The 21666-nt window shown below is 71.3% G+C and carries 22 protein-coding genes; 17 read left to right on the top strand and 5 right to left on the bottom strand.

What is annotated here, in order from left to right:
* Positions 1-5: 5 nt before the first annotated feature.
* Genes ABZ842_RS17825 through ABZ842_RS17805 form a run of 5 tightly spaced genes read left to right on the top strand, consistent with a single transcriptional unit; the run spans position 6 to position 5170 of the window.
* Positions 6-887 carry an ABC transporter substrate-binding protein gene (locus tag ABZ842_RS17825; RefSeq protein ID WP_361537626.1) on the top strand — a complete coding sequence of 294 codons (882 nt, stop codon included), beginning with the start codon at positions 6-8 and terminating at the stop codon, positions 885-887.
* Between the two features lie 44 nt (positions 888-931).
* The gene (locus tag ABZ842_RS17820; RefSeq protein WP_361537625.1) at positions 932-1894 is read left to right on the top strand and encodes an amino acid ABC transporter permease; all 963 of its coding nucleotides are present in this window, start codon (positions 932-934) and stop codon (positions 1892-1894) included.
* Positions 1891-2664 (top strand): amino acid ABC transporter ATP-binding protein, encoded by a 774-nt coding sequence (locus ABZ842_RS17815; protein WP_361537624.1) that lies wholly within the window; start codon positions 1891-1893, stop codon positions 2662-2664. Before ABZ842_RS17820 ends, ABZ842_RS17815 begins: the two co-directional genes overlap by 4 nt.
* Complete coding sequence (locus tag ABZ842_RS17810) at positions 2664-4322, top strand: D-aminoacylase (RefSeq protein ID WP_361537623.1); 1659 nt, start codon at positions 2664-2666, stop codon at positions 4320-4322. The genes ABZ842_RS17815 and ABZ842_RS17810 overlap by 1 nt, the downstream gene beginning before the upstream one ends.
* Positions 4319-5170, top strand: a complete 852-nt coding sequence (locus ABZ842_RS17805) for a serine hydrolase (RefSeq protein WP_361537622.1) — start codon at positions 4319-4321, stop codon at positions 5168-5170. Before ABZ842_RS17810 ends, ABZ842_RS17805 begins: the two co-directional genes overlap by 4 nt.
* Before the next feature lie 40 nt (positions 5171-5210).
* Here ABZ842_RS17805 and ABZ842_RS17800 read toward each other — a convergent pair whose 3' ends face one another.
* The 3 genes from ABZ842_RS17800 to ABZ842_RS17790 form a co-directional block, all read right to left on the bottom strand.
* On the bottom strand, positions 5211-6134 hold the full coding sequence (locus tag ABZ842_RS17800) for a LysR family transcriptional regulator (protein WP_361537621.1): 924 nt from the start codon (positions 6132-6134) through the stop codon (positions 5211-5213).
* 366 nt (positions 6135-6500) lie between these two features.
* Positions 6501-7829, bottom strand: a complete 1329-nt coding sequence (gene lysA / locus ABZ842_RS17795; protein WP_361537620.1) for a diaminopimelate decarboxylase — start codon at positions 7827-7829, stop codon at positions 6501-6503.
* Positions 7830-7950: 121 nt separating this feature from the next.
* Positions 7951-8892, bottom strand: a complete 942-nt coding sequence (locus ABZ842_RS17790; protein ID WP_361537619.1) for a cation diffusion facilitator family transporter — start codon at positions 8890-8892, stop codon at positions 7951-7953.
* Between the two features lie 420 nt (positions 8893-9312).
* Here ABZ842_RS17790 and ABZ842_RS17785 point away from each other — a divergent pair, with 420 nt between their 5' ends.
* From ABZ842_RS17785 to ABZ842_RS17755, 7 genes are all read left to right on the top strand, one after another.
* On the top strand, positions 9313-10458 hold the full coding sequence (locus ABZ842_RS17785; protein ID WP_361537618.1) for an ATP-binding protein: 1146 nt from the start codon (positions 9313-9315) through the stop codon (positions 10456-10458).
* Positions 10455-11294 (top strand): roadblock/LC7 domain-containing protein, encoded by an 840-nt coding sequence (locus ABZ842_RS17780; protein WP_361537617.1) that lies wholly within the window; start codon positions 10455-10457, stop codon positions 11292-11294. Before ABZ842_RS17785 ends, ABZ842_RS17780 begins: the two co-directional genes overlap by 4 nt.
* A complete protein-coding gene (locus tag ABZ842_RS17775; protein WP_361537616.1) occupies positions 11287-11670 on the top strand; it encodes a DUF742 domain-containing protein in 384 nt (127 codons plus the stop codon). The genes ABZ842_RS17780 and ABZ842_RS17775 overlap by 8 nt, the downstream gene beginning before the upstream one ends.
* A gap of 3 nt (positions 11671-11673) precedes the next feature.
* Positions 11674-12234 (top strand): ATP/GTP-binding protein, encoded by a 561-nt coding sequence (locus tag ABZ842_RS17770; protein ID WP_361537615.1) that lies wholly within the window; start codon positions 11674-11676, stop codon positions 12232-12234.
* Between the two features lie 9 nt (positions 12235-12243).
* Positions 12244-13596 (top strand): cytochrome P450, encoded by a 1353-nt coding sequence (locus ABZ842_RS17765; protein WP_361537614.1) that lies wholly within the window; start codon positions 12244-12246, stop codon positions 13594-13596.
* A gap of 93 nt (positions 13597-13689) precedes the next feature.
* Positions 13690-14937 carry a cytochrome P450 gene (locus tag ABZ842_RS17760; RefSeq protein ID WP_361537613.1) on the top strand — a complete coding sequence of 416 codons (1248 nt, stop codon included), beginning with the start codon at positions 13690-13692 and terminating at the stop codon, positions 14935-14937.
* Positions 14934-15872 carry an enoyl-CoA hydratase/isomerase family protein gene (locus ABZ842_RS17755; protein ID WP_361537612.1) on the top strand — a complete coding sequence of 313 codons (939 nt, stop codon included), beginning with the start codon at positions 14934-14936 and terminating at the stop codon, positions 15870-15872. The genes ABZ842_RS17760 and ABZ842_RS17755 overlap by 4 nt, the downstream gene beginning before the upstream one ends.
* A 27-nt stretch (positions 15873-15899) precedes the next feature.
* Here ABZ842_RS17755 and ABZ842_RS17750 read toward each other — a convergent pair whose 3' ends face one another.
* Positions 15900-16265 carry a hypothetical protein gene (locus ABZ842_RS17750; RefSeq protein ID WP_361537611.1) on the bottom strand — a complete coding sequence of 122 codons (366 nt, stop codon included), beginning with the start codon at positions 16263-16265 and terminating at the stop codon, positions 15900-15902.
* 144 nt (positions 16266-16409) lie between these two features.
* On the opposite strand from ABZ842_RS17750, the gene ABZ842_RS17745 reads away from it, so the two are divergent.
* Positions 16410-16895 (top strand): Lrp/AsnC family transcriptional regulator, encoded by a 486-nt coding sequence (locus ABZ842_RS17745; protein WP_361537610.1) that lies wholly within the window; start codon positions 16410-16412, stop codon positions 16893-16895.
* A 30-nt stretch (positions 16896-16925) separates the two neighbouring features.
* On the opposite strand, the gene ABZ842_RS17740 is transcribed toward ABZ842_RS17745, so the two are convergent.
* Entirely contained in the window at positions 16926-17411 is a 486-nt protein-coding gene (locus tag ABZ842_RS17740; protein WP_361537609.1) for an Lrp/AsnC family transcriptional regulator, read from the bottom strand.
* Positions 17412-17699: 288 nt separating this feature from the next.
* Here ABZ842_RS17740 and ABZ842_RS17735 point away from each other — a divergent pair, with 288 nt between their 5' ends.
* The 4 genes from ABZ842_RS17735 (at position 17700) to ABZ842_RS17720 (ending at position 21663) form a co-directional block, all read left to right on the top strand.
* Complete coding sequence (locus ABZ842_RS17735; protein WP_361537608.1) at positions 17700-18605, top strand: ABC transporter permease; 906 nt, start codon at positions 17700-17702, stop codon at positions 18603-18605.
* Positions 18602-19399 (top strand): ABC transporter permease, encoded by a 798-nt coding sequence (locus ABZ842_RS17730; protein WP_361537607.1) that lies wholly within the window; start codon positions 18602-18604, stop codon positions 19397-19399. Before ABZ842_RS17735 ends, ABZ842_RS17730 begins: the two co-directional genes overlap by 4 nt.
* Positions 19400-19469: 70 nt before the next feature.
* A complete protein-coding gene (locus ABZ842_RS17725) occupies positions 19470-20546 on the top strand; it encodes a spermidine/putrescine ABC transporter substrate-binding protein (protein ID WP_361537606.1) in 1077 nt (358 codons plus the stop codon).
* Position 20547: 1 nt separating this feature from the next.
* Positions 20548-21663: an ABC transporter ATP-binding protein gene (locus ABZ842_RS17720; protein WP_361537605.1), complete on the top strand. Its 1116-nt coding sequence runs from the start codon at positions 20548-20550 to the stop codon at positions 21661-21663.
* The last annotated feature ends 3 nt before the right edge of the window (positions 21664-21666 follow it).

The raw sequence follows: 21666 nt of genomic DNA, 5'->3' as shown, positions 1-21666 counted from the left end.
TACCCATGGCAATCCGGAGACGCGCCGGCTCCCTCGCGGCCCTCGCCCTCGCCGCTCTCGTGACCGTCTCCTGCGGACGCTCCGACCAGGGGAGCACCTCCAGCGCAGGAGGGCCCGCCGCCGTGGGCAAGAGCGCCACCGACCTGCTGCCGCCGGACGTCAAGAAGAAGGGCGTGCTGCGGGTGGCCACCGCGGTCGGCTACCCGCCCATGGAGATGTACAAGCCGGGCACGACCGAGCTGACCGGCGTCGACCCAGACCTCGCCCGGGCCGTCGCCGACGGCCTCGGACTCAAGCTCGAACTGACCAACGCCGCCTTCGACGGACTGATCCCGGGGCTGAAGTCCGGACGGTTCGACCTGGTCATGTCGTCGATGACGGACAGCCCCGAGCGCCGGCAGGCCGTGGACTTCGTCGACTACTTCCGCACCGGCGGCGTGATCATGACCAAGAAGGGCAACCCGGAGGGCATCAAGACCCTGGAAGACCTCTGCGGGAAGTCGGTCGTCCTCGCCAAGGGCAGCTCCAACCTCGACATCGGCCAGAAGCAGAACGCGAAGTGCGCCGAGAAGATGCGCATCTCGCAGAGCGAGGACGCCCCCACCGGGCTGCTCCAACTCGACAGCGGACGCGCCGTGGCGACCATCGTGGACTACCCCGTGGCCGCGCTGTTCGCGAAGGAGAAGGGGACCTATGAGGCGCTGCCGACCCAGTACGGCGCCGCGCCGTGGGGCATCGCCGTGGCGAAGGACCGGAGCGGTCTGCGGGACGCCGTCCAGGTGGCGCTCCAGAAGCTGATCGACGACGGGGGCTACCGGAAGATCCTCGACTCCTACGGAGTCGGCGGCAGCGCCGTCCCCAAGGCCACCATCAACGACGGCGCCTGAGGAGAGGGAACGCGATCATGTCCCACCTCAGCAAAAACGTTCCTGTGCAGGGTGTAGCACCCGATCCGACGCCGCGGCCCGCCGGGAAGTCCACGGACGACGACCTGGCCCTCAAGGTCACCGGACGCCCCCGCCCCGGGCGCTGGCTGGCCGTCCTCGCCGCCCTCTTCTTCGCCACCTGGCTGGCGTACACGATCATCGTCAACCCCAACCTCCACTGGGACGTCGTCGTCGACTACCAGTTCGACGAGCGGATCCTCAAGGGCCTGTGGGTGACGGTCCAGCTCACCCTGATCTCCATGGCCGTCGGCATCGCCATCGGCGTCCTCATCGCGGTGATGCAACTCTCCGAGAGCCCGGTGCTGCGGCTGATCGCCAGCGCCTACACCTGGTTCTTCCGCGGTACGCCCCTCCTGGTCCAGCTCATCTTCTGGTTCAACCTGGCGCTGCTCTTCCCGGTGATCGGCATCGGCATCCCCTTCGACGGCCCGAAGCTCGTCGAGTGGCAGACCAACGCGGTCATCACCGGCTTCGTCGCCGCCCTCCTCGGCCTCTCCATCAACGAGGGCGCCTACATGGCGGAGATCGTCCGCGCCGGCATCCAGAGCGTGGACCCGGGCCAGCGCGAGGCGGGCCAGTCCATCGGCATGTCGAACCGCCGGATCCTCACCCGGGTGGTGCTCCCGCAGGCGATGCGCGTGATCATCCCGCCCTTCGGCAACCAGTTCATCTCCATGCTCAAGACCACCTCGCTGGTCTCGGTGATCGCCGGCTCCGACCTGATGACCGTCTCCCAGCACCTGTACCTGGCGAACTTCGAGGTCGTCGCCCTGCTGATGGTGGCGTCGATCTGGTACCTCGTCCTCACCACGCTCGCCAGCGTCGCCCAGCACTTCATCGAGCGGCACTACGACCCCGGCGCCGCCCCGATGCGCCGCCGGGTGCTGACCAACCTCGTACCCGGCCGCACCGGCACCGGTCGCACCGGCAAGGGAGCCACAGCGTGAACGACATCGTCCTCAGCGCCCGCGGGGTGCGGAAGCGGTTCGGCGACACCGAGGTGCTCAAGGGCATCGACCTCGACGTCACCACCGGCGAAGTGCTCTGCGTCATCGGCCCCTCCGGCTCCGGCAAGTCCACCCTGCTGCGGTGCTTCAACCACCTGGAGAAGATCGACGCCGGCCGCATCTGGGTCGACGGCGAACTCGTCGGCTACGAGCAGCACGGCTCGTCCCGTGCCGTGCTGCGCGAACGGCGACCGCGCGACGTGCGCAGACAGCGCGAGCGGATCGGAATGGTCTTCCAGCGCTTCCACCTCTTCCCGCACCGCACCGCGGTGCAGAACGTGATGGAGGGCCCCCTCGTCGTCAAGGGCCACCCGCGGGCCGACGCGGAGCGCCGGGCCCGGGAACTGCTCGACCGCGTCGGGCTCGCCGACCGCTCGGAGCACTACCCGAGCCAGCTCTCCGGCGGCCAGCAGCAACGGGTCGCGATCGCCCGGGCGCTGGCCATGGAGCCCACCCTGATGCTCTTCGACGAACCCACGTCGGCCCTCGACCCCGAACTCGTCGGCGAAGTGCTGGGCGTCATGCGCGACCTGGCCCGCAGCGGGATGACGATGATCGTGGTCACCCACGAAATGGGCTTCGCCCGCGAGATCGCCGACCGCGTCCTCTTCCTCGACCAGGGCGCCGCCGTCGAAGAGGGCCATCCGGACCAGGTGTTCAACGACCCGCGGCACGACCGCACGCGGGCCTTCCTGTCGACGGTGCTGTGATGGCCGGCCCCGTACGCACGCCTGGGGCGGCACCGTCGCCCCGCCGCCCCTACGACCTCCTGCTGCGCGGCGGCACCCTCGTCGACGGGACGGGCGCCCCGCGCCGCGCGGCCGACGTCGCCGTCACCGACGGGCGGATCACCGTCCTGCCGCCCGGCGGACGGCACGCGGCGGCCGAGACCGTCGACGCCACCGACCGGGTCGTCACCCCCGGCTTCGTCGACGTCCACACCCACTCCGACGCACTGGCAGCCCGCCACGACAGCGGCCCGGACGGGGCCGCGATCGAGGAACTGCGCCTCGCACCCCTGCTCCAGGGCGTGACCACCGAGATCAGCGGCAACTGCGGCAGCAGCCTCTTCCCCGCGCTCCCCGAGCGGCTGCCGGGGCTCGCCGAACACGTACGGGTCACCTTCGGCCTCGGCGACGTACCGCCCGCCGAGGACTTCGACGGCTTTGCCGCGGGCCAGGACCCCGCCCTGCGCCGCACCCACATCGCGTCGCTGGTCGGACACGGCACCCTGCGCGCCGGAGTGATGGGCTTCGACGACCGCCCCGCCACGCCCGACGAACTGCGCACCATGTGCGCACTCCTCGACCGGGCCCTGACCCAGGGCGCCGCCGGGCTGTCCACCGGGCTGATCTATCCGCCCGGCGGCTACGCGGCGACCGCGGAACTCGTGGCGCTCGCCGAGGTCGCGGCCCGGCACGGCAAGCCGTACGTGACCCATCTGCGCGACGAGATGTCCCAGGTGGAAGCCGCGCTGGAGGAGGCCGTGGAGATCGCCCGCCGCTCCGGCGCACCGCTCCAGGTCTCGCACCACAAGACCGCCGGCCGCCACGCCTGGGGCGCCACCCTGCGCACCCTGCCCCGGCTGGAGCGCGCACGGGCCGAGGGGATAGACGTCCTGTGCGACGTCTATCCGTACACCGCGGGCAGCACCGTCCTGCACGCCCTCCTGCCCCCGTGGGCGAACGAGGGCGGCATCGGCGCCCTGCTGGAGAGGCTGCCGAGCCCCGAGGTGCGCGACCGGATCCGCGCCTCCATCGCCGACGGCGTCGACGGCTGGGAGAACACCGTCGGCAACGGCGGCTGGGACCTCGTCTCCGTCGCCGCAGCCCCCCACCACCCCCGGGCCGAGGGCCACCGCATCGCCGACCTGGCGCGGGCGGACGGCGTCGACCCGGTGGAGTACGTCTGCGACCTGCTGCTCGCGGAACGCGGCGCGGTGACCATCATCAGCCACTCCATGCGCGAGGACGACGTACGCCGGGTGCTCGCCAGCCCGTTGGCCATGATCGGCTCGGACGGGGTGCCGAAGCCCGGCCGCCCCCACCCGCGGTGGGCCGGCAGCTTCGCCCGGGTCCTCGGGCACTACGGTCGCGACGAGGACCTGTTCACCCTGGAGGGCGCCGTGCACAAGATGACCGGAATGCCCGCGCGGCGCTTCGGCCTCACCGGGCGCGGCACCGTCCACGACGGCGCCCACGCCGACCTCGTCGTCCTCGATCCCGACGCCGTACGGGACACCGCGACCTTCGACCGCCCGCTGGGCGCGCCCGAGGGCGTGGACGCGGTGGTGGTGGCCGGCCGGGTCGCGGTGCGCGACGGCCGGCCCACCGAAGAGCGCGCCGGAAGGGTGGTGAGGGTGCCGTGACCCTGGCCCGAGTGGCGGCGGCGGCCCGCCGCGCCACCGCGCTGCCGCTGGTCCTCGCCGTCGCCGCGATCGACGTGGACGACGGCGGGAGCGTGGGCGTCGACGACACGGCCGTGCTGCCCGTGGCCTCCACGTCCAAGCTGCTGCTGCTCGCCGAGGTCGCCCGCCGCCTGGAGAGCGGGGAGCTGAGCCCCGGGCAGCCGGTCGCCGTCGCGCCGTCCGACGTGGTGCACGGCACCGGGCTGCTGGGTCGGCTCGACCGACGCGGCTGGACCGTGCAGGACCTGTGCTGGCTGACGGCGGCCGTCAGCGACAACACCGCGACGAACGCCCTCCTGGGACTGGTGGGGCTCGACGCCACCGCCCGGCTCGCCGCGGACCTTGGCGTCGACGCGCTCACCCTCCACGACCGGGTGCGCGACGTCCGCGGCCCGGGCGACCCGCCCGTCTTCGCCACCGGCACCGCACGGGCCCTCGCGGAACTCGTCGCCCGCGCCGCCCGGTCCACCATGACCTCCCCGGGCGCCTCGCGGCGGCTGCTGCACTGGATGCGGTCCAACACCGACCACGGCCTGGTCCCCGCGCTCGTCGCGCACGACCCGTACGCGACCTGCTTCCCCGAACCGCTGCCCGGCGGCCTGCTCGTGGCCAACAAGACCGGCACCGACACCGGGGTCCGCGCGGACGCGGGGATCCTCATCGGCGCCCGCCGGGTCGCGTACGCCGTCGTCGCGCACTGGGACACCGCGCTCGGCGACAGCACGGAACGGGCCGCGGTGCACGCGATGCGCGACGTGGGACGCACCCTCGCCGACTACGCCGGCCAGGCGCCGCCGCCGGGGGCCTGACCGCGGTGACCGGTCCGGGCTGCCGGACCGGTCACCGCGCTCACGCCCACTGCGCCCCGAGCAGCGCCCGGACCTCCTCCGCCGCCGACCTCAAGTCCGTCAGGAAGGCGCGCAACAGCGGGTTCTCGTTCGTACGCCGGGTGGCGACGCCGACCCGGCGGTGCAACTGGGGGTGGTCCAGGCGACAGACGTGCACGCCCGCGGTGTCCCCGAGCCCCAGTGCCGGCACCAGGGCGATGCCCATGCCCGCCCGGGCGAGGTTGATGGTGACCTGGTAGTGGTCGCTGCGGCAGCGGACGCGCGGCAGGAAGCCCTCGGCGGCACAGGCGCGCTCCAGCACCGGCTCACCGGTGTGGCCGCCGCGGGTCCCGATCCAGCTCTCGCCCTCCAGCGCGGCCAGCCGGACCACGGAACGTCGACCGAGCCGATGGCGCAGCGGCACCACGACCAACTGCGGCTCGTCGAAGAACATCTCCACGTCGACCGCCGCCTGCCGGCACCACGGGTCCAACGGATGCTCGAAGACGACCACCGCGTCCAGCGCGCCGGCCTCCAGATCGGGCACCAGCTCGTGCGGCTGCCCCAGGATCAGTTCCAACTCCACGTGGGGCCGGTCCGCGGCGAACGCCGACAGGGCCCGGGGCAACAGCTCCAGACCCGCCGACGCGAAGAACCCGAGCCGTAGCACCCCCGCCTCGCCGAGCGAGTGCTCGCGCAGGTCGTCCCGCGCCACCGCCATCAGATCGGCGATGGCCTGCGCGTGCTCGGCGAGCCGTCGCCCGGCGGAGGTGAGCCGCAGGCTCTGCGGGCCGCGCTCCACGAGCGCCACCCCGACCTCCTGCTCCAGCCGGGCGAGCTGGTGGGAGACCGCCGAGGGACTCAGGTGCAGTTCCCCGGCCGCCGCCACGATGGTGCCCCTGCGGGCGATCTCCAGCAGGACGAGCAGACGCGCACTGTTCAGCATCGCGCCAGATTAGGGCGTGTCGGGCGGATCGTGTCGAGTCGGGTCGGAACCGCCCTGCGGGTGTCCGTAGAGTCCCGCGAGGCCCCGCGCGGCGGTGCCGCGCCTTGGCTGGCGCGGTTTCGCCGTGCGGCGTGCTGCGGTATGGCGTCTGCGGCCCGGTGGTGGGCTTGTCGCGCAGTTCCCCGCGCCCCTAAGTGCCTCCGCCTCAGCCCGCAGACAAAGGCTGGGGCAGCGAACCAGGGGCGCGGGGAACTGCGCGAACAGCCCACCACCGGGCCGCAGAGACCAATGCTCCCACAGGGAAACGGCGGCTACGTCAAGAGCCGCAGGAAGGCGCGGGACCCCGCGGACACGACCTCGCGGCCCTCAGATCGCACCGCGGGCCGTGACCAGTTCGGCCGAGCGGTCGGCCGGACCCGGTGCCACGTCCAGGCGCAGCAGGTCCTCTTCGGTCTCCCGCCGCACGACCAGCCGGGCGTCGCCGTCGCGGACGAAGACCACGGCCGGCCGCGGCAGCTTGTTGTAGTTGGACGCCATGGCGTAGCCGTACGCGCCGGTCACCGGCGTCGCCAACACGTCGGACACCCGCAGGTCGGCGGGGAGCGCCGCGTCGTCGATGATCACGTCGCCGCTCTCGCAGTGCTTGCCGACCACCCGGGCGCGCAGCGGGCGGTCGGCGCGCGGCGCGCGCGGGAGGAACGCCTCGTACCGGCTGGCATACAGGGCGGGGCGGAGGTTGTCGCTCATCCCGCCGTCGACGCTCACGTACGTCCGTACGCCCTCGATCCGCTTGATCGTGCCCACCCGGTACAGCGTCAGACCGGCGCGCGCGGTGATGGAGCGACCCGGCTCCACGGTCACCTCGCCCCGCCAGCCGGCCTCCTGCGCGGCAGTGCGCACCCGGGCGGCCCACTCTGCGAACGACGGCACGCGCTGTCCCGCCTCGTAGGCCACGCCGAGGCCGCCGCCCACGGTCAGTCCGCGCACGCCCGCGTCGACGGCGAACCGCGCGATGGCCCGGGCGCCGTCCGCCAACTCGGCGGCGTCCAGCACCTGGGACCCCACATGGGCGTGGACGCCCTCCAGGACGGTCGCGGGGGAGTCGGTCGCCCGGCGCACGGCCGCCGCAGCGGCCCCGTCGGCGAGCCCGAAGCCGAACTTGGAGTCCGCGCCGCCGGTGCGGATCGCCTGGTGGGCGCCGGCGGCGACGCCCGGCGCCACCCGCAGGACCACCGGCACGGGGGCGAGCCCCGCCGTCGCGTGCAGCTGCTCGATCCGGTCCAGTTCGTCGAAGCTGTCGACCACGACGTGCCGCACTCCGGCGTCGATCGCCGTGCGCAACTCGTGCTCGTCCTTGTTGTTGCCGTGCAGCACGATCCGCTTGCCCGGAACGCCCGCGTGCAGCGCCACCCGCAGCTCGCCGCCCGACGCGACGTCGAGCAGCAATCCCTCTTCATGGGCCAGCCGCGCCATGGCGGTGCACAAGAACGCCTTGGACGCGTAGGCGACGTTCCCGGCGCCGAAGGCGGCGACCGCCTCCCGGCAGCGCTGCCGCAGGTGCTCCTCGTCGTACACGAACAGCGGTGTCCCGAACCTGCGCCCCAGCTCGACGAGCGGTACACCGCCGACGGACAGCCCCGAAGGGCCGTCCTGCGCGGTGTCGGGCAGCAGGTCCCGGGAGATGGCGGACGACATGGTTCCTCCCCGTGGTCGGACTCGCAGCCATCCTCAGGCCGGGGCCGGGGGAGACGAAAGCGGATACTTCCGGGGGTGAGCATCACTTTTTCGAAGGCTCGCGCGGGCGCGGACCGCCTCCTCACCCGCGGGCGCTTCCCGGCGCCGGTGCCTCGGTGATGTCGAGGAAGACGTGGTCCGCCTGCGGCCACTGCTCGCCGATCCGCTGCTTGATCCGTACGCAGGCCAGTTCGACCTCCTCGCTGTCGATCCCGGGCGCGAGGTCGATGCGGGCGGCCACCAGCACCGAGTCCATGCCGAGTCGCATCGTGAGCAGGGCGGCGACGTTGTCGATCTCCTCCTGCGAAGCGAGGAAGGCGCCGATCCGATCGCTGAGTTCGGGGTCCACTGCCTCGCCGATCAGCCGGTCGCGGGCCTCGCGGGCGAGTCGGTAGGCCACGTAGATCAGCAGCAGGCCGATGCTCAAGGACGCCGCGGCCTCCCAGGCCACCTCTCCCGTGATCAGGTGCAGGACCATCCCGGTCATGGCGAGCACGACGCCGAGCACGGCCGTGGAGTCCTCGGCGATCACGGTCCGCAGCGCGGGATCCCGCACCCGCCCGCGCTGGTGGCGCGCCTGGTGGAGGGCGCGCAGCAGCGAGCCGCCCTCCGCCAGCAGGGCCACCGCGAGGACCGCGAGCCCGACGACGTAGCCCTCGTGCGACTCCTGTCCGCCGGTCTGGAGGGCGTGCAGCCCTTGGTAGACGGAGAAGGAGCCGCCCAGGACGAAGATCCCCACGGCCGCCAGCAGGGCCCAGAAGTACCGCTCCTTGCCGTAGCCGAAGGGGTGCCGGTCGTCCGCGGGGCGCCGGCTGCGGCGAACGGCCACCAGCAGGAAGACCTCGTTGAGGCTGTCGGCGATCGAGTGCGCGGCTTCGGAGAGCAGCGCGGGGGAGGCCGTCAGCAGGCCCGCCGCGGTCTTGGCGGCGGCGATCAGCACGTTGGCGCCCAGCGCGACCAGCACCGTCACCCGGGTGTGGACGTCCCGTGCCCGGCGGTCGGGGGCTGTCTGCTGGGGTGCCACATTCGACACCGTCTCTCGCCGAGGCGCGGTGCGCCAGTCGATGTCCGTGTCCGCGCCCTCACGCAGGGTGGTGCACCGTGGCGGAATCCGCACCCCCATGCGTCCGGGCCTCGGGGCGCCCGCCACCGCCGCCGGATGGCTTGCTCCCTTTGACCACCCGTCAGCAGAGATATCCGTACAGAGGCCCTATTGACGCCCATGGGAGGGCAAAAGCGCAGGTCCCAGGGGGGAAGTCGCGGTGATAGCATTCCCGAATCCGCGATCATGAATCTCACAACTCAGGCACGGAAATGCGTAGTTGACGCGGGGGAGCGGGCCTGGTTGCGGACCCTCTTGAGGTGTATCCGTGGATGTCTTTAGGTCATGCGCCGGGAAAGGTATGCCGTGAATCAGGACGCACTCATATGGTGCCTGGTTGTCGTGGCGGCGATAGCCGTCGTTGCGGTCGTGTTGCTCGTCGGCCGCAACAGAGCTCTGGGAGCGAAGAGACGAGAGATCGAGGCCGCGCTGGGGCAGCAGCTGCGGACCTCGGAGGGCCAACTGGCGGTGACCCAGTCCGAGCTGCGACGGGTCATGGACGAACAGGACAGCACCGTAAAGGCGGCTGAGGAGTCGTCGGAGGACTCCACCAAGGCGGTCCTCAAGGGTGCGGCACGCTTCCTGCAGTCCCTGGCCGCCGAGCAGATGGCCCTTCTGGAGGAGATCCAGCGCAAGTACGGTGGACACTCCGTGCTCGGTGACCTCCTGGAGGTCAACCACGCGAACGCCCAGATGGCGCGCAAGGCGCAGGGCATCGCCGTGATGTGCGGTGCGCCGATCGGCCGCCGCAGCCGTCCCGCGAGCGTCTACGACGTGGTGCGCAGCGCGCAGGGGCAGATCCGCAACTTCCGCCGCGTCGAGATCATGCAGCAGACCGGTTTCGCCCTGAAGGCGTCCGCGGTCTCGCCGGTGGCGCTCGCCGTCGCCGAACTCCTCGACAACGCCGCCAGCTTCTCGCAGAGCGACGCGCCGATCGAGGTCACGTTCCAGCACGTCCAGAACAACCTGTGCATCGTCATCGACGACGCCGGCGTCAGCATGAACGACGAGGAGCGGCAGAAGGCGACCGCCCTGCTGTCCGGTGACGTCAGCCCCCGGCTGTCGCAGCTGGGCAACCAGCCGAAGTTCGGCTTCCCCGTCATCGGCCTGCTGGCCCGCCAGTACGGATTCAAGGTCGACGTCACCGGGGTCTCACGCTACGGCGGCGTGCGGGCCGTGGTGCTGCTGCCCGAGGAGCTGTGGACCATGGAGGAAGCGCCGCCCGTGGAGGAGGCTCCCGTACGGGACATCCGACAGGCCGAGGGGCGGTCGCAGAACAGCGGGCGCACCGTGCACGGCCTGCCCAAGCGCGGCAGCCGGCAGACCCCGCTGGTGAACGTCTCCCAGCGCAATGCGGCCCGGCCCGCGTCCAGGACCCCGGACGAGGCCGCCCGCGCCACCGGCCGCAGCCTCGGTGCCTTCCAGCGCGGCGCCATCTCCGGGCGCAACCTCGACTCCGCGCCGTTCGAAGGGGCCGAAGACACATGAGCGCAGATCTGTCGTGGATGCTTGAGGACATCGTGCGCAACGTGCCCAAGGCACGGCACGCCGTCCTGCTCTCGGCCGACGGTCTTCCGCGGGGGGCCACGGAGGGCCTGCCGGCGAAGGACGTGCGCACCATCTCCGCCGCCATGGCGGGCATGCAGTCCCTCAGCCGCGCCATCGCCCACTTCGCCGGGGACGCCGACGAGCGGCAGTGGGCCCAGACGATCATCGAGTTCGAGCACGGCTGGATCTTCCTGATCGGCGCGGGCCAGGGCGCCTACCTGGCCGCCGCGGCGGCACCCGAGGTCGACATGCAGCAGATCTCCTTCCGCATGCACCGCCTCGTCGCGCGGCTAGGGGACAACCTGACCTCGCCGCCGCGGGTCGACGCCGGCAAGGCGGACGACGGCGACGGCACCCGCGACCGCACGACGACCAGCCCCGGCACCGGTTTCGTCCTGGACGTGCTCGACGAGGTCGTCCGGGACGTGCACGGCGCCCGGCACGCCGTGCTGCTCGGCGGGGACGGCCTGCCGCGCGGGGCGACCTCCGGGCTGAGCCGGGACCTGGCGGACACCATCGCCGCCGCGATGACCGGCATCCACGCCTACAGCCGCGTCACCTCGCCGTTCACCGGCGCCGCGGCGGAGTCCGAGTGGCGGCAGACGGTCATCGAGTTCGAGCACGGCTGGATCTTCCTGATCGCCGCCGGACGCGGCGCCTTCCTGGCCGCGGCGGCCGACCGGGACGCCGACATCGAGGACTTCAGCACCCGTCTGCACGGCGTGGTGCCGCGGCTCAACCCCGGTCACGCACGAGTGGGGGGCGACGATGCATGACGACCACGAACGCGAGTTGGAACTGACGTCCTCGTTGGTTCCGCTCTTCGTGATCACCAACGGGCGGTCCCTGCCCCCGGATCACGAGTACGAACGCACCACCCTCGTCTGCGCCCAGGACGAGAGCGCGGCCACGGCACGGACCCTGTCCCCGGAAGCGCGCGTCGTCATGGAGTTGATCGCCGACGGCTATCTGTCCGTGGCCGAGGTCGCCGGCCACACGCACCTGCCGCTGGGCATCGTGCGCATCCTGCTCGCGCAGTTGGAGGAGGGCGACCTGATCTTCGTGCGGGAGCCCGTCCCGCGCGCCGAGCGCGCCGACAGAGAACTGCTCAGTGCCGTGCTCGATGGCCTGAAATCCCGATTCGGAGCGTGATTCGTGTACCTGGATCCAGGCGTCTCCACCGCGGTGAAGATCCTCGTGGTGGGACACTTCGGGGTCGGCAAGACCACCTGCATCGGCAGCATCTCGGAGATCGAACCCCTTCAGACCGAAGAGGAGATCACCGAGGCCAGCGAGGGCTACGACGACCTGTCGGGCACGCCGGACAAGACGACCACCACCGTGGCCATGGACTTCGGCAGGCTCACCCTCAGCGACCAGGTGGTGCTCTACCTCTTCGGCACCCCCGGTCAGGAGCGCTTCAAGGAGATGTGGGAGGAGCTGTCCCGCGGAGCCCTGGGCGCCCTCGTCCTCGTCGACCCCGAGCGGCTCTCCGAGTCCTTCCCGGTCCTGGACCTCGTGGAGAGCTTCGGGCTGACGTACGCGATCGGCGTCAACCACTTCCAGACGTCCCCGGCCTATCCGCTCGACGAGGTGCGCGAGGCGCTCAACCTGAGCGCGGACACGCCCGTCGTGACCTGCGACGTACGTGACCAACGGTCGTCCGCGCAGGCACTGATCACCCTGGTCAACCACCTTCTCTCGCTCATCGGCTAGGAGAACCGCATGCAGCACTCCGAATCGGGGCTGCCCGCCGGCTGCCCCGCGCACGGCAACCCCGCACTCTTCGGGCCCGCCTTCGGCTCCGACCCCGAGGGCACCTACGCCGCCCTGCGCGCGAACGGCCCCAGCGCCCCCGTCGACATCGCCCCGGACGTCCAGGTCGAACTGGTCACGAGCTACGACGCGGCCCTGTACATCCTGCAGAACCCCGCCTCCTTCGTCCGCGACTCCCGCCGCTGGAACGCGTTGAGCGAAGGACGCATCGCCGAGGACAGCCCGGCGCTGCCGATGATGGGGTACCGCCCCAACGCCCTGTTCACCGACGGCGCGGCGCACGCCCGGCTGCGGCAGGCCATCACCGACAGCCTCGCCACCGTCAACGAACTCCACCTCGTGCGACAGACCCAGCAGTCCGCCGCGTACCTGATCGGGCAGTTCGGCTCCGCGCCGCACGGGCAGGCCGAGTTGATGGCCGACTACGCGCGCCCCCTGCCCCTCCTCGTCTACAGCGGACTCTTCGGCTGCCCGCCGGAGATCGGCGACCGGGTCATCGCCGGGGTCTCCGGCATCTACGACGGCACCCCCAACGCCGACCAGGTGCTCGGCGGCGCGATCATGGACCTCATCGAGCTCAAGCGGCGCAAGCCCGGCGACGACCTGACCACCCGTCTGATGGAGCACTCCGCGGGGCTGAACGACGAGGAGGTGCTGCACCAACTCGTGGTCCTCCTCTCCGGCGGCACCGCCCCGCTGGCGGCGAGCATCGGCACCAGCGGCGCGCTGTACCTGTCCGAGGACTGGCAGACCGGCCTGCCCGTCGAGGACGCGGTCTCCCACACGCTCTGGAACTACGCGCCCATCTCCAACTACGCGACGCACTACCCGACGCACGACGTGGAACTCGGCAACAGGACGATCCGGGCCAACGACCCGATCACGATCTCCTTCGCGGCGGCCAACACCGATCCGCGGCTGACCGCACACCGCGAACAGCTCAGCGCCAAGGCCCATCTGGCGTTCGGCGCGGGCCCGCACGCCTGCCCCGCCAAGGACCCCGCCTTCATGATCACGGTGGCGGCCGTCGAAGCGCTCCTCAACGGGCTCCCCGACATCGAGGTGCGCGTCCCCTTCAAGGACCTGAACTGGGCGCCGATCCCCTGGAGCCGGACCCTGCTGACCCTGCCGGTCCGCTTCACCCCGAGGGTCGTCACGCCCAAGTCGGCCGAACGCTCCTCTACCACGCAGCACGTCGCCGCGTCGATGCCCCAGACGTCCTCATCTTCGGAGACTTCGGCGCGTCCCCAGCCCAAGGCGGGTCTGTTCAGCCGATTCCTCGCGTGGACGAGGGGAGAGTGACGTAAGTAACGTCCTGTAGTCCTCTGATGACGGATGCTTTAACAATGTGAAGGGTACGTATGGCGGCTGACTTTGAAGAAAGGATCCGTCACCGTGAAGGTCGCCGCCCCTTCCCAGGCCAGCCGTCGTTCCGTCATATCGCACTTCGCACGCCTCAGGACTCCCAAGGGACAGAGCAACCCCTTCCCGTACTATGCGGACCTCCAGTCGCTGGGCCCCGTCTTCCCGGCTCCTTGGGGTGGGCACCTGGTCACCGGTTTCGACCTGTGTGACCAGATGCTGCGCGGCCGGGAGTGGCTCGAACCCGACCGTCACTGGCGTCGCCGCCGGGGCGGCGGGACGCGCTGGGACGCCCCTTCGTCGACGGAGATGGGTTTCACGCTCATCGTGCTCAATCCGCCCGACCACACGAAGATGCGCCGCGCCTTCGGCTCGTTCGACCGCACCACCGTCCGGGAGCTCGAACGGACGGTGGCCAGCGCGACCGACCGGCTCCTCGACCCGGTCGTCGAGCAGGTCCGCGACGGCGAAGCCGACCTCGTGGACCTGGTGTGCGAGCGGCTGCCGATCGAGGTCATCGGCGCCTGGCTCGCACTGCCGTCCGCCGACCTGCCCCGGCTGTGGGAACTCACCCACGACCAGGTCTTCACCCAGGAGCTGTTCCCGACCCCCCGTCAGCTCGCGCTGTCCGACGAATCCACCCGCGAGCTGCGCGCCTACTTCCAGAACCTGGTGCGCGAGCGCAGGGCCCGTCCCGGGATCGACCCCGTGTCCCGCTGGCTGGCCACCTGGGACACCATGGAGACCGACCGCGACAAGTCCGACGAAGCGGTCTACTACCTGACGCTGTCCGTCTTCCTCGCCGCGCTGCTCACCACCGCCGCGCTGCTCGCCACGATGACGCTGCAGCTCCTCGAACACCCCGAGTGGCGGGGCAGACTGGCCGGCGACCCCGAACTGGCGGCGGGCTTCGTCGAGGAGACCCTGCGCTTCGACGCGCCCGCCCCGATCGTCAGCCGGATCGCGAGCGAGGACCTGATGCTCGGCGGCATGGAGATCGGCAAGGACGAAATGGTCCACATGATGGTGGGCGCGGCCAACCGCGACCCCCGAAGGCACCACGACCCCGACCGGTTCGACCCCCTGCGCAAGCCCGGCCACCTCTCCTTCGGCGGCGGCATGCACTACTGCCTCGGGGCGCCGCTGGCTCGGCTCGAAGCCCAGACCCTCCTCCTGCAACTGATCGAGCGCCTGCCTCCCCTCGCCCTGGTGCGCCGCCCGTCGTGGGCGCCGCGGGTGGCCTTCCGGCGGATGCTGAACCTGGATGTCGCGCCGGCATGACGACCATGAAACGCACCACTTCAACCAAGTCCGCCACCTCGACCAAGTCCGCAGCTTCGACCAAGCGCGCTGCTGCTACCAAACCCGCCACTGCGACCAAGCGCGCCGCGCCGGCGAAGCGCGCCACCGCCGCGACCCGGCCGCGCCGTACGACGAGGACGCCCGAAGCGGCCATCGGCGCCGCGGCGGCTACCGCGGCGCCGGCCCCCCTGGAGGTCCGGGAGGACGGTCCGGTCCTCCGCGTCGCCCTCAACCCAGGCGGTGACGTCAGCACGCTCGACGTCGCCGTCATCGATGCGCTCATCACCCTGTTCGACAGCCTCCACGAGCGGCCCGGCGTCCGGGTCGTGGTGCTGTCGTCGCTGGGGGAGGACTTCTGTCTGGGCGGCAACCGCAGCGAGTACCGGGACGCGCTCGCCGCGGATCCCACCGGGACTTCCCTGCGACGCATCCTGGACAAGGGGCACCGGCTGTTCCAGGCGCTGGAGTCCTCCCACGTGGTCACCGTCGCCCGGCTCCACGGCAAGGTGGTCGGCCAGGGCCTGGCCCTCGCCGCGTTCTGCGATCTGCGGGCCGCGGCGGACACCTGCACCCTGCGGCTGCCCGAAGTCGGGCTCGGCATGCCGCCGGCGTGGGGCGGCGTCCTGGGCCGGCTCATCTCGGAGGCCGGCGCCGCCAGGATCCGCGAACTCATGCTCACCTGCGACGTCCTGGACGCCGCCGGCGCCCAACGGCTGGGCCTGGTGCACAAGGTGGCGCCGCTGGACGAGTTGGACGGCCTCGTCGACGGCTGGACCAGGCCGCTGGCCCGGCGGTCGGCCGAAGCCCTCACGCTCACCAAGCGGATGTTCGCCGGTTACGCGCGCGCCGACCGCACCGCCGACGTCGCCCTGCTCGACGCCCACCTCATGGCCGCACGGCTGGGCCACGCGTAGCACCGGCGCAGCACGGCCGCCGCCCGATCAGCCCCGTAGGTCCTCGTCCTCCAAGCGCATCGAGGTCAGGCCCTTGCTGGGACGGTGGCGGCCCGTGCCGCGCCGGCGCGCGTCCAGCTTCGACGGGACGACGTTGTCCGGGGTGCGCAGGGCCTCGATGACCTGGGCGAGGTGGTCCGCCATCTCGGCCGTCGCAGCGTCACCGTCGCCGCGGGCGATGGCGTCCCGGACGATCTGGTGGGAGCGCCACTCCTCCGGCTCCGCCGTGATCACGATGGAGACGAACGCCAACACGGTCGTCCAGGCGAGCGAGCTGCCCGGCTTCGTGGAAGCGCGCGGCCCGCTCGGCGGCCCGGGCTCCAGTCGGGTACCGGCCTCGAAGCCCACCCCCATCGGCGCGGCACCCTTTGGCACCGTCGAGGTGACGTCCGCCCGATGCCACCCGCCCCCACCGAAAGGGAACGAGCGGTACATCCTGGTTTGTGACGGGCAGCACATTCAGGCGTCATGCGGCCTTTCGGGTGACATGGTGGGGGCGTGCTGGACGACACCGACCGCAGGATCATGCGCGCGCTCACCCGCGACGGGCGGACGCCGTACACCGCCCTCGCCCGTGAGCTGGGGGTCTCCGAGGGGACCGTACGGCAGCGGGTGGCCCGGCTCCAGGAGAGCGGAGTGCTGCGGATCGTGGCGCTCTGCGACCCGTTGCAACTGGGGCACCAGTCCGTGCGGCTGATGATCCGGGTACGGGACCTGACCCCGCGGGCCGTGGCGAAGACGCTGTCCGGCATGCCGATGATCAACCACGTGGCGCTGTGCGCCGGCAGCCAGGACATCTTCTTGGAGGGCACCTGCCGCGACCAGGCCCAACTCGTCCAGCTGTTGGACGACATCCGGATGCTGCCGGGCGTCTCCCGGGTGCAGGTCCTGCTCCTGCTTGAGCTGTTCAAGGACTACTCGTGGAGCGGGCTGGCGAGCGCGGTCGGCCAAGGCGTCGCCGAGGAGGAGTCGGCGGAGTCGTAGGGCGGGCCCCAGCCGACGCGGCGCCGGCCCTCACCCCGGGATGATCCGCTTCTCCGGGCGCACCGGGACCTCCCGGAACCCCGCCCACAGATACGAGTCCTTGATGACCTCCAGCACGGTCAGCGCCTCCGCGTGGGCGACGCCGTTGACCCTGCGGACCCGTTCGGTCAGCAGCTCGGCCAGGTGCTCCAGATCGCGGCAGCGCACGTCCACGATCAGGTCGTAGGGCCCCACGCACGAGGCCACGTACCGCACCTCCGGCATCCGGGACAGCTCCCGCGCCACCAGGGACACCGGGATGTGGTGGACCCGCACCGCGAGGTGGACCTCCATCTCGCCCATGCGCACCGCGTCGGTCATGCCGACGACCTGGAGCACGCCCTTGCGCTGGAGCCGCTGGTAGCGGGCGCGCACCGAAGCCTCGGAGAGGCCGACCGTACGGCCGATCTCGGCGAACGAGCGACGGCCGTCCACCCGGAGCTGGTCGATGATCTGCCGGTCCAGGTCGTCGATCACCAAGTCCTCCGGGGCGGGTGCGGGTGCCTGAAGGCACTGCCAGCACCTTCGTTCCCCACCCCCGGGACTGTCAAGGTCATCTGTCACATCGTGTCCACGCTGCGATACGCGTGGAAATCGGGGCCGCATTCCACGGGATTCGTTGTGGATGGATCTTCTCGGCTCACCCCTCGTTCCCCCACGCTTTCCCCATCCGACAACCAGCCCCACACGACCCGCCCCCGGACAAGGAGTTCAGCGCATGCACACCACACCTCCGCCCGACCGAGCGCCCCGGCGGCCGTCCCGGTGACGGTCACCCAGCCCACCGCCGTCGCGCCACCCCGGCCCGCGCCCCGGCCGCGCACCCGTCGGGCCGTGGTGACGACGCTGCTGCTGGCGCCCGCCGGAGTCACGGTCCTCGGCCTCGTACTGGTGCCGCTGGTGCTGGTGGTGCGCAACAGCTTCGCCTCGGCCGATGCGTACGGCGGCATCCAGGGCGGCTGGACGCTGTCGAACTACCAGGACCTGATGGACCCGGTCTATCTCAAGGTCTTCGGCTACAGCCTGGGCATGGCGGCCCTGAACACCGCGGTCTGCCTGGTCCTGGGCTACGTCGTCTCCTACTACCTCGCCGGCCGCTCCCCGCAGCGGCAGATGCTGCTGCTCCTGCTGATCATCGTGCCGTTCTGGACCGACTTCCTGGTCCGCACCTTCGCCTGGATCAACCTGCTGAGCCCCGGCGGACCGGTGAACGCACTGACCGACGCGATCGGGTTCACCGACGGCCCCACCCAGTGGATCCCCAGCCAAGGCGCGTCCTTCGTCGGCCTCGTGTACGCCTTCCTGCCCACCGCGATCTTCCCGATCTACGCCGCACTGCGCGGCGTCGACGGCTCGCTCGGCGAGGCAGCGCGCGACCTCGGCTGCGGCTGGTGGCGGGTGCACACCCGGGTGCTGCTGCCGATCGCCCGGCCCGGCATGCTCGCGGCGGCGCTGCTCACCTTCATCCCGACCCTCGGAGTGTTCGTCATCCCCGTCCTGCTCGGCGGCGGACGCGACCAACTGGTCGGCAACCTCATCGTCACCCTCTACACCGAGTTCCGTAACCAGCCGATGGGCGCCGCCGCCTCCGTGGTGCTGCTGCTCCTGATGGTGGCCTCCATGGCGGCGTTCGGACTGGCCGCCCGACGGCTGAGGAGGAAGTCGGCATGAAGCACGCACTCGACACCGTGACCGCCTGGCTCGCCCGGGGCGTCATCGCCTTCCTCTACGTCCCCATCGCCGTCGTGGTGGTGCTCTCCTTCAACGACTCCGAAGTCACCTACAAGTGGGCCGGCTTCAGCACCCGCTGGTACGGGCGGCTGGCGGAGAACACCGAACTGCTGGCCGCCCTGCGGATCAGCGCCGAGACCGCGCTGATCTCGGCGACCCTCGCCACCCTGTGCGGACTGCTCGCCGCGATGGGCATGGCCCGGCTGCGCGCCCGCGGCAAGGCGCTCTTCTCCGGCGGGCTGTTCCTGCCGCTGATCATCCCCGAGATCGTGCTGGGCGTGGCCCTGCTGTCCGTCTTCGGCGCCATGAGCGCGGAACTCGGCATGACCACCCTCGTCCTGGGCCACCTGGTGGTGACCCTGCCGTACGCGGCGCTGATCGTGCTCGGCGCCTACCGGGCCCTCGACCCCGCACTGGCGGAGGCCGCCACCGACCTCGGCTGCAACGCCTGGCAGGCGTTCCGACGGGTCACCCTGCCGCTGCTGCGCCAACCCCTGCTGGCCGCCTGGCTGCTCAGCTTCACCATCTCCTTCGGCAACATCGTGATGTCGACCTTCACCAACGGCATCGGCAGCACCACCCTCCCGCTGCGCGTCTACTCGATGCTCAAGGGCGGCCTCACGCCCGAGATCAACGCACTGGGCACGCTGCTCGTCCTCTTCACCCTGCTGATCATCCTCGGCGTGGGGCTGCGGCAGATGCGCCGCGTCCTGCTCGGCGCCGACCGCCCCTGACCCACCCCGCCCCCGCGGCCCGCCACCGGCCCGCGCCGGCTCTTCCGCCCCGTACGAAAGGCACCACCCCATGCGCGCAAGAAGCCTCTCCAGAGGAGCCATCGCCGTCTCCGTCGCCACCGTCACCGCCCTCGTCGCCACCGGCTGCGGCGGCTCCGACGCCGGCTCCGCATCGGGCGGCGGCAAGAAGCTGAACGTCTACGCCTGGGCCGGCGAGATCCCCGACTCCGTGGTGAAGAAGTTCGAGCAGGACACCGGAATCGACGTCACCCTCGACACCTTCGACAGCAACGAGACCATGACGGCGAAGCTCAGCTCCGGGTCCGCCGGATACGACCTCGTCGAACCCAGCCAGTACAGCGTGCAGCAGCTCATCGGGCAGAAGCTGATCGAACCCCTGGACCACGCACGCATCAAGGGCCTGGACAACCTCGCGGACAAGTTCCGCAACCCGTCGTACGACCCCGGGAACAAGTACTCCGTGCCCTGGATCTGGGGCACCACCGGCTTCGCGTACAACGACAAGTGCATCTCGTCGGCGACCAGTTGGCAAACGCTCTTCGACGACCAGTACAAGGGCAAGATCTACATGCTCGACAACATGCTGGCCGCCTACATCGCCGGACTCCAGGTCACCGGCGCCCGCGCCACCAGCACCGACAAGGGCGAGATCGAGGCCGCCACCGCGGCCCTGACCAAGCAGAAGAAGGTGCTCGCGGGCTACAACTCCACCAACTACCCGCAGCTGCTGTCCACCGGGCAGGCGTGCGCGGCCCAGGCGTGGAGCGGCACGGCGATGGCGAAGGTCGTCGCCGCCAACCCGAACGTGCACTACGTACTGCCCGAAGAGGGCGGCTCCATCTGGACCGACGGCCTCGCCATCCCCAAGGGCGCCAAGAACACGGACGCCGCGTACCAGTTCATCAACTTCCTGCTGCGCCCCGAGATCGCCGCCATGGCGACCGACGACGGCGGCAGCGCCAGCACCAACGCCAAGGCCCGGGACTTCGTCAAGGACAAGAAGGCGCTGGAGAACCCGGCCGTGTACGCCTCCGACGCGGCCATCGAGAAGGCGGACTTCCTGCTCGACCCGGGCACCGCGATGAAGCACTTCCAGCAGGGCTGGACCAAGGTGAAGGCGTCCTGACATGACCGCTGGCACGAAGACCGCCCCCGTGGCGGCGACCCCCGCGACCGACGCTCCGGCCGTCCGCCTCACCGGCGTGGGCAAGGCGTTCGGCGCCACCCGGGCCGTCGACGACGTCACCCTGGACATCCGACGCAACGAGTTCTTCTCCATCCTCGGACCGTCCGGCTGCGGCAAGACCACCCTGATGCGGATGATCACCGGCTTCGAGACGCCCAGCGAGGGCACGGTCGAGCTCGGCGGCGTCCCCGCCAACACCATTCCGCCGCACAAGCGCGACCTGAACATGCTCTTCCAGAGCTACGCCCTCTTCCCGCACCTGTCCGTCGCCGACAACGTCGCCTTCGAACTGAAGGTGCGCAAGTCCCGCCCCAAGTCCGAGATCGGCGACGCGGTGCGCGAGGCCCTGGCCCTCGTACGGCTCACCGGGTACGGGGACCGCTCCATCGCCCAGCTCTCCGGCGGCCAGCGACAGCGCGTCGCCATCGCCCGCGCCCTGATCGGACGCCCTTCCCTGCTGCTGCTCGACGAACCCCTCGGCGCACTCGACCAGAAGCTGCGGGCCGAGATGCAACTGGAGCTGAAGAAGATCCAGCGGGAGGTCGGGGTGACCTTCGTGACCGTCACCCACGACCAGGAGGAAGCACTCACCATGTCCGACCGCATCGCGGTGATGGACGGCGGCCGGGTGCTCCAGGTCGACAGCCCCGAAGCGATCTACGAACGACCGGCGACCCGCTTCGTGGCGGACTTCATCGGCACCTCCAACTTCCTCACCGGCACCCTGGACGCCACCGGCCTCGCCGTCCCCGGCCTCGGCCACCTCCCCGTCCCGGCCGGCCACGACCTCGCCCCGGGCACCGAGGCGCACCTCGCGGTGCGGCCGGAGAACGTCCACCTGGCCGGCGCCGACGAACCGTCGCCGCAGGCGGACCTCCTCGACGGCACGCTCCAGCAGATCGTCTATCTCGGCAACGCCACCCGCTACCACCTCACCCTCGCCGACGGCACGGACCTGATCGCCGAGTCACGCGGCCGAGGCCGCGACGGACTCGCCGTCGGCGCCGGAGTCCGGGCCGGCTGGGACCCCGCCGGGTCCCGGCTCCTCGCCGAGTGACCG

The sequence above is a fragment of the Streptomyces sp. NPDC047315 genome, assembly GCF_040643215.1.
Classification (GTDB): domain Bacteria; phylum Actinomycetota; class Actinomycetes; order Streptomycetales; family Streptomycetaceae; genus Streptomyces.
This window is presented reverse-complemented; position numbering and strand designations above follow the sequence as displayed.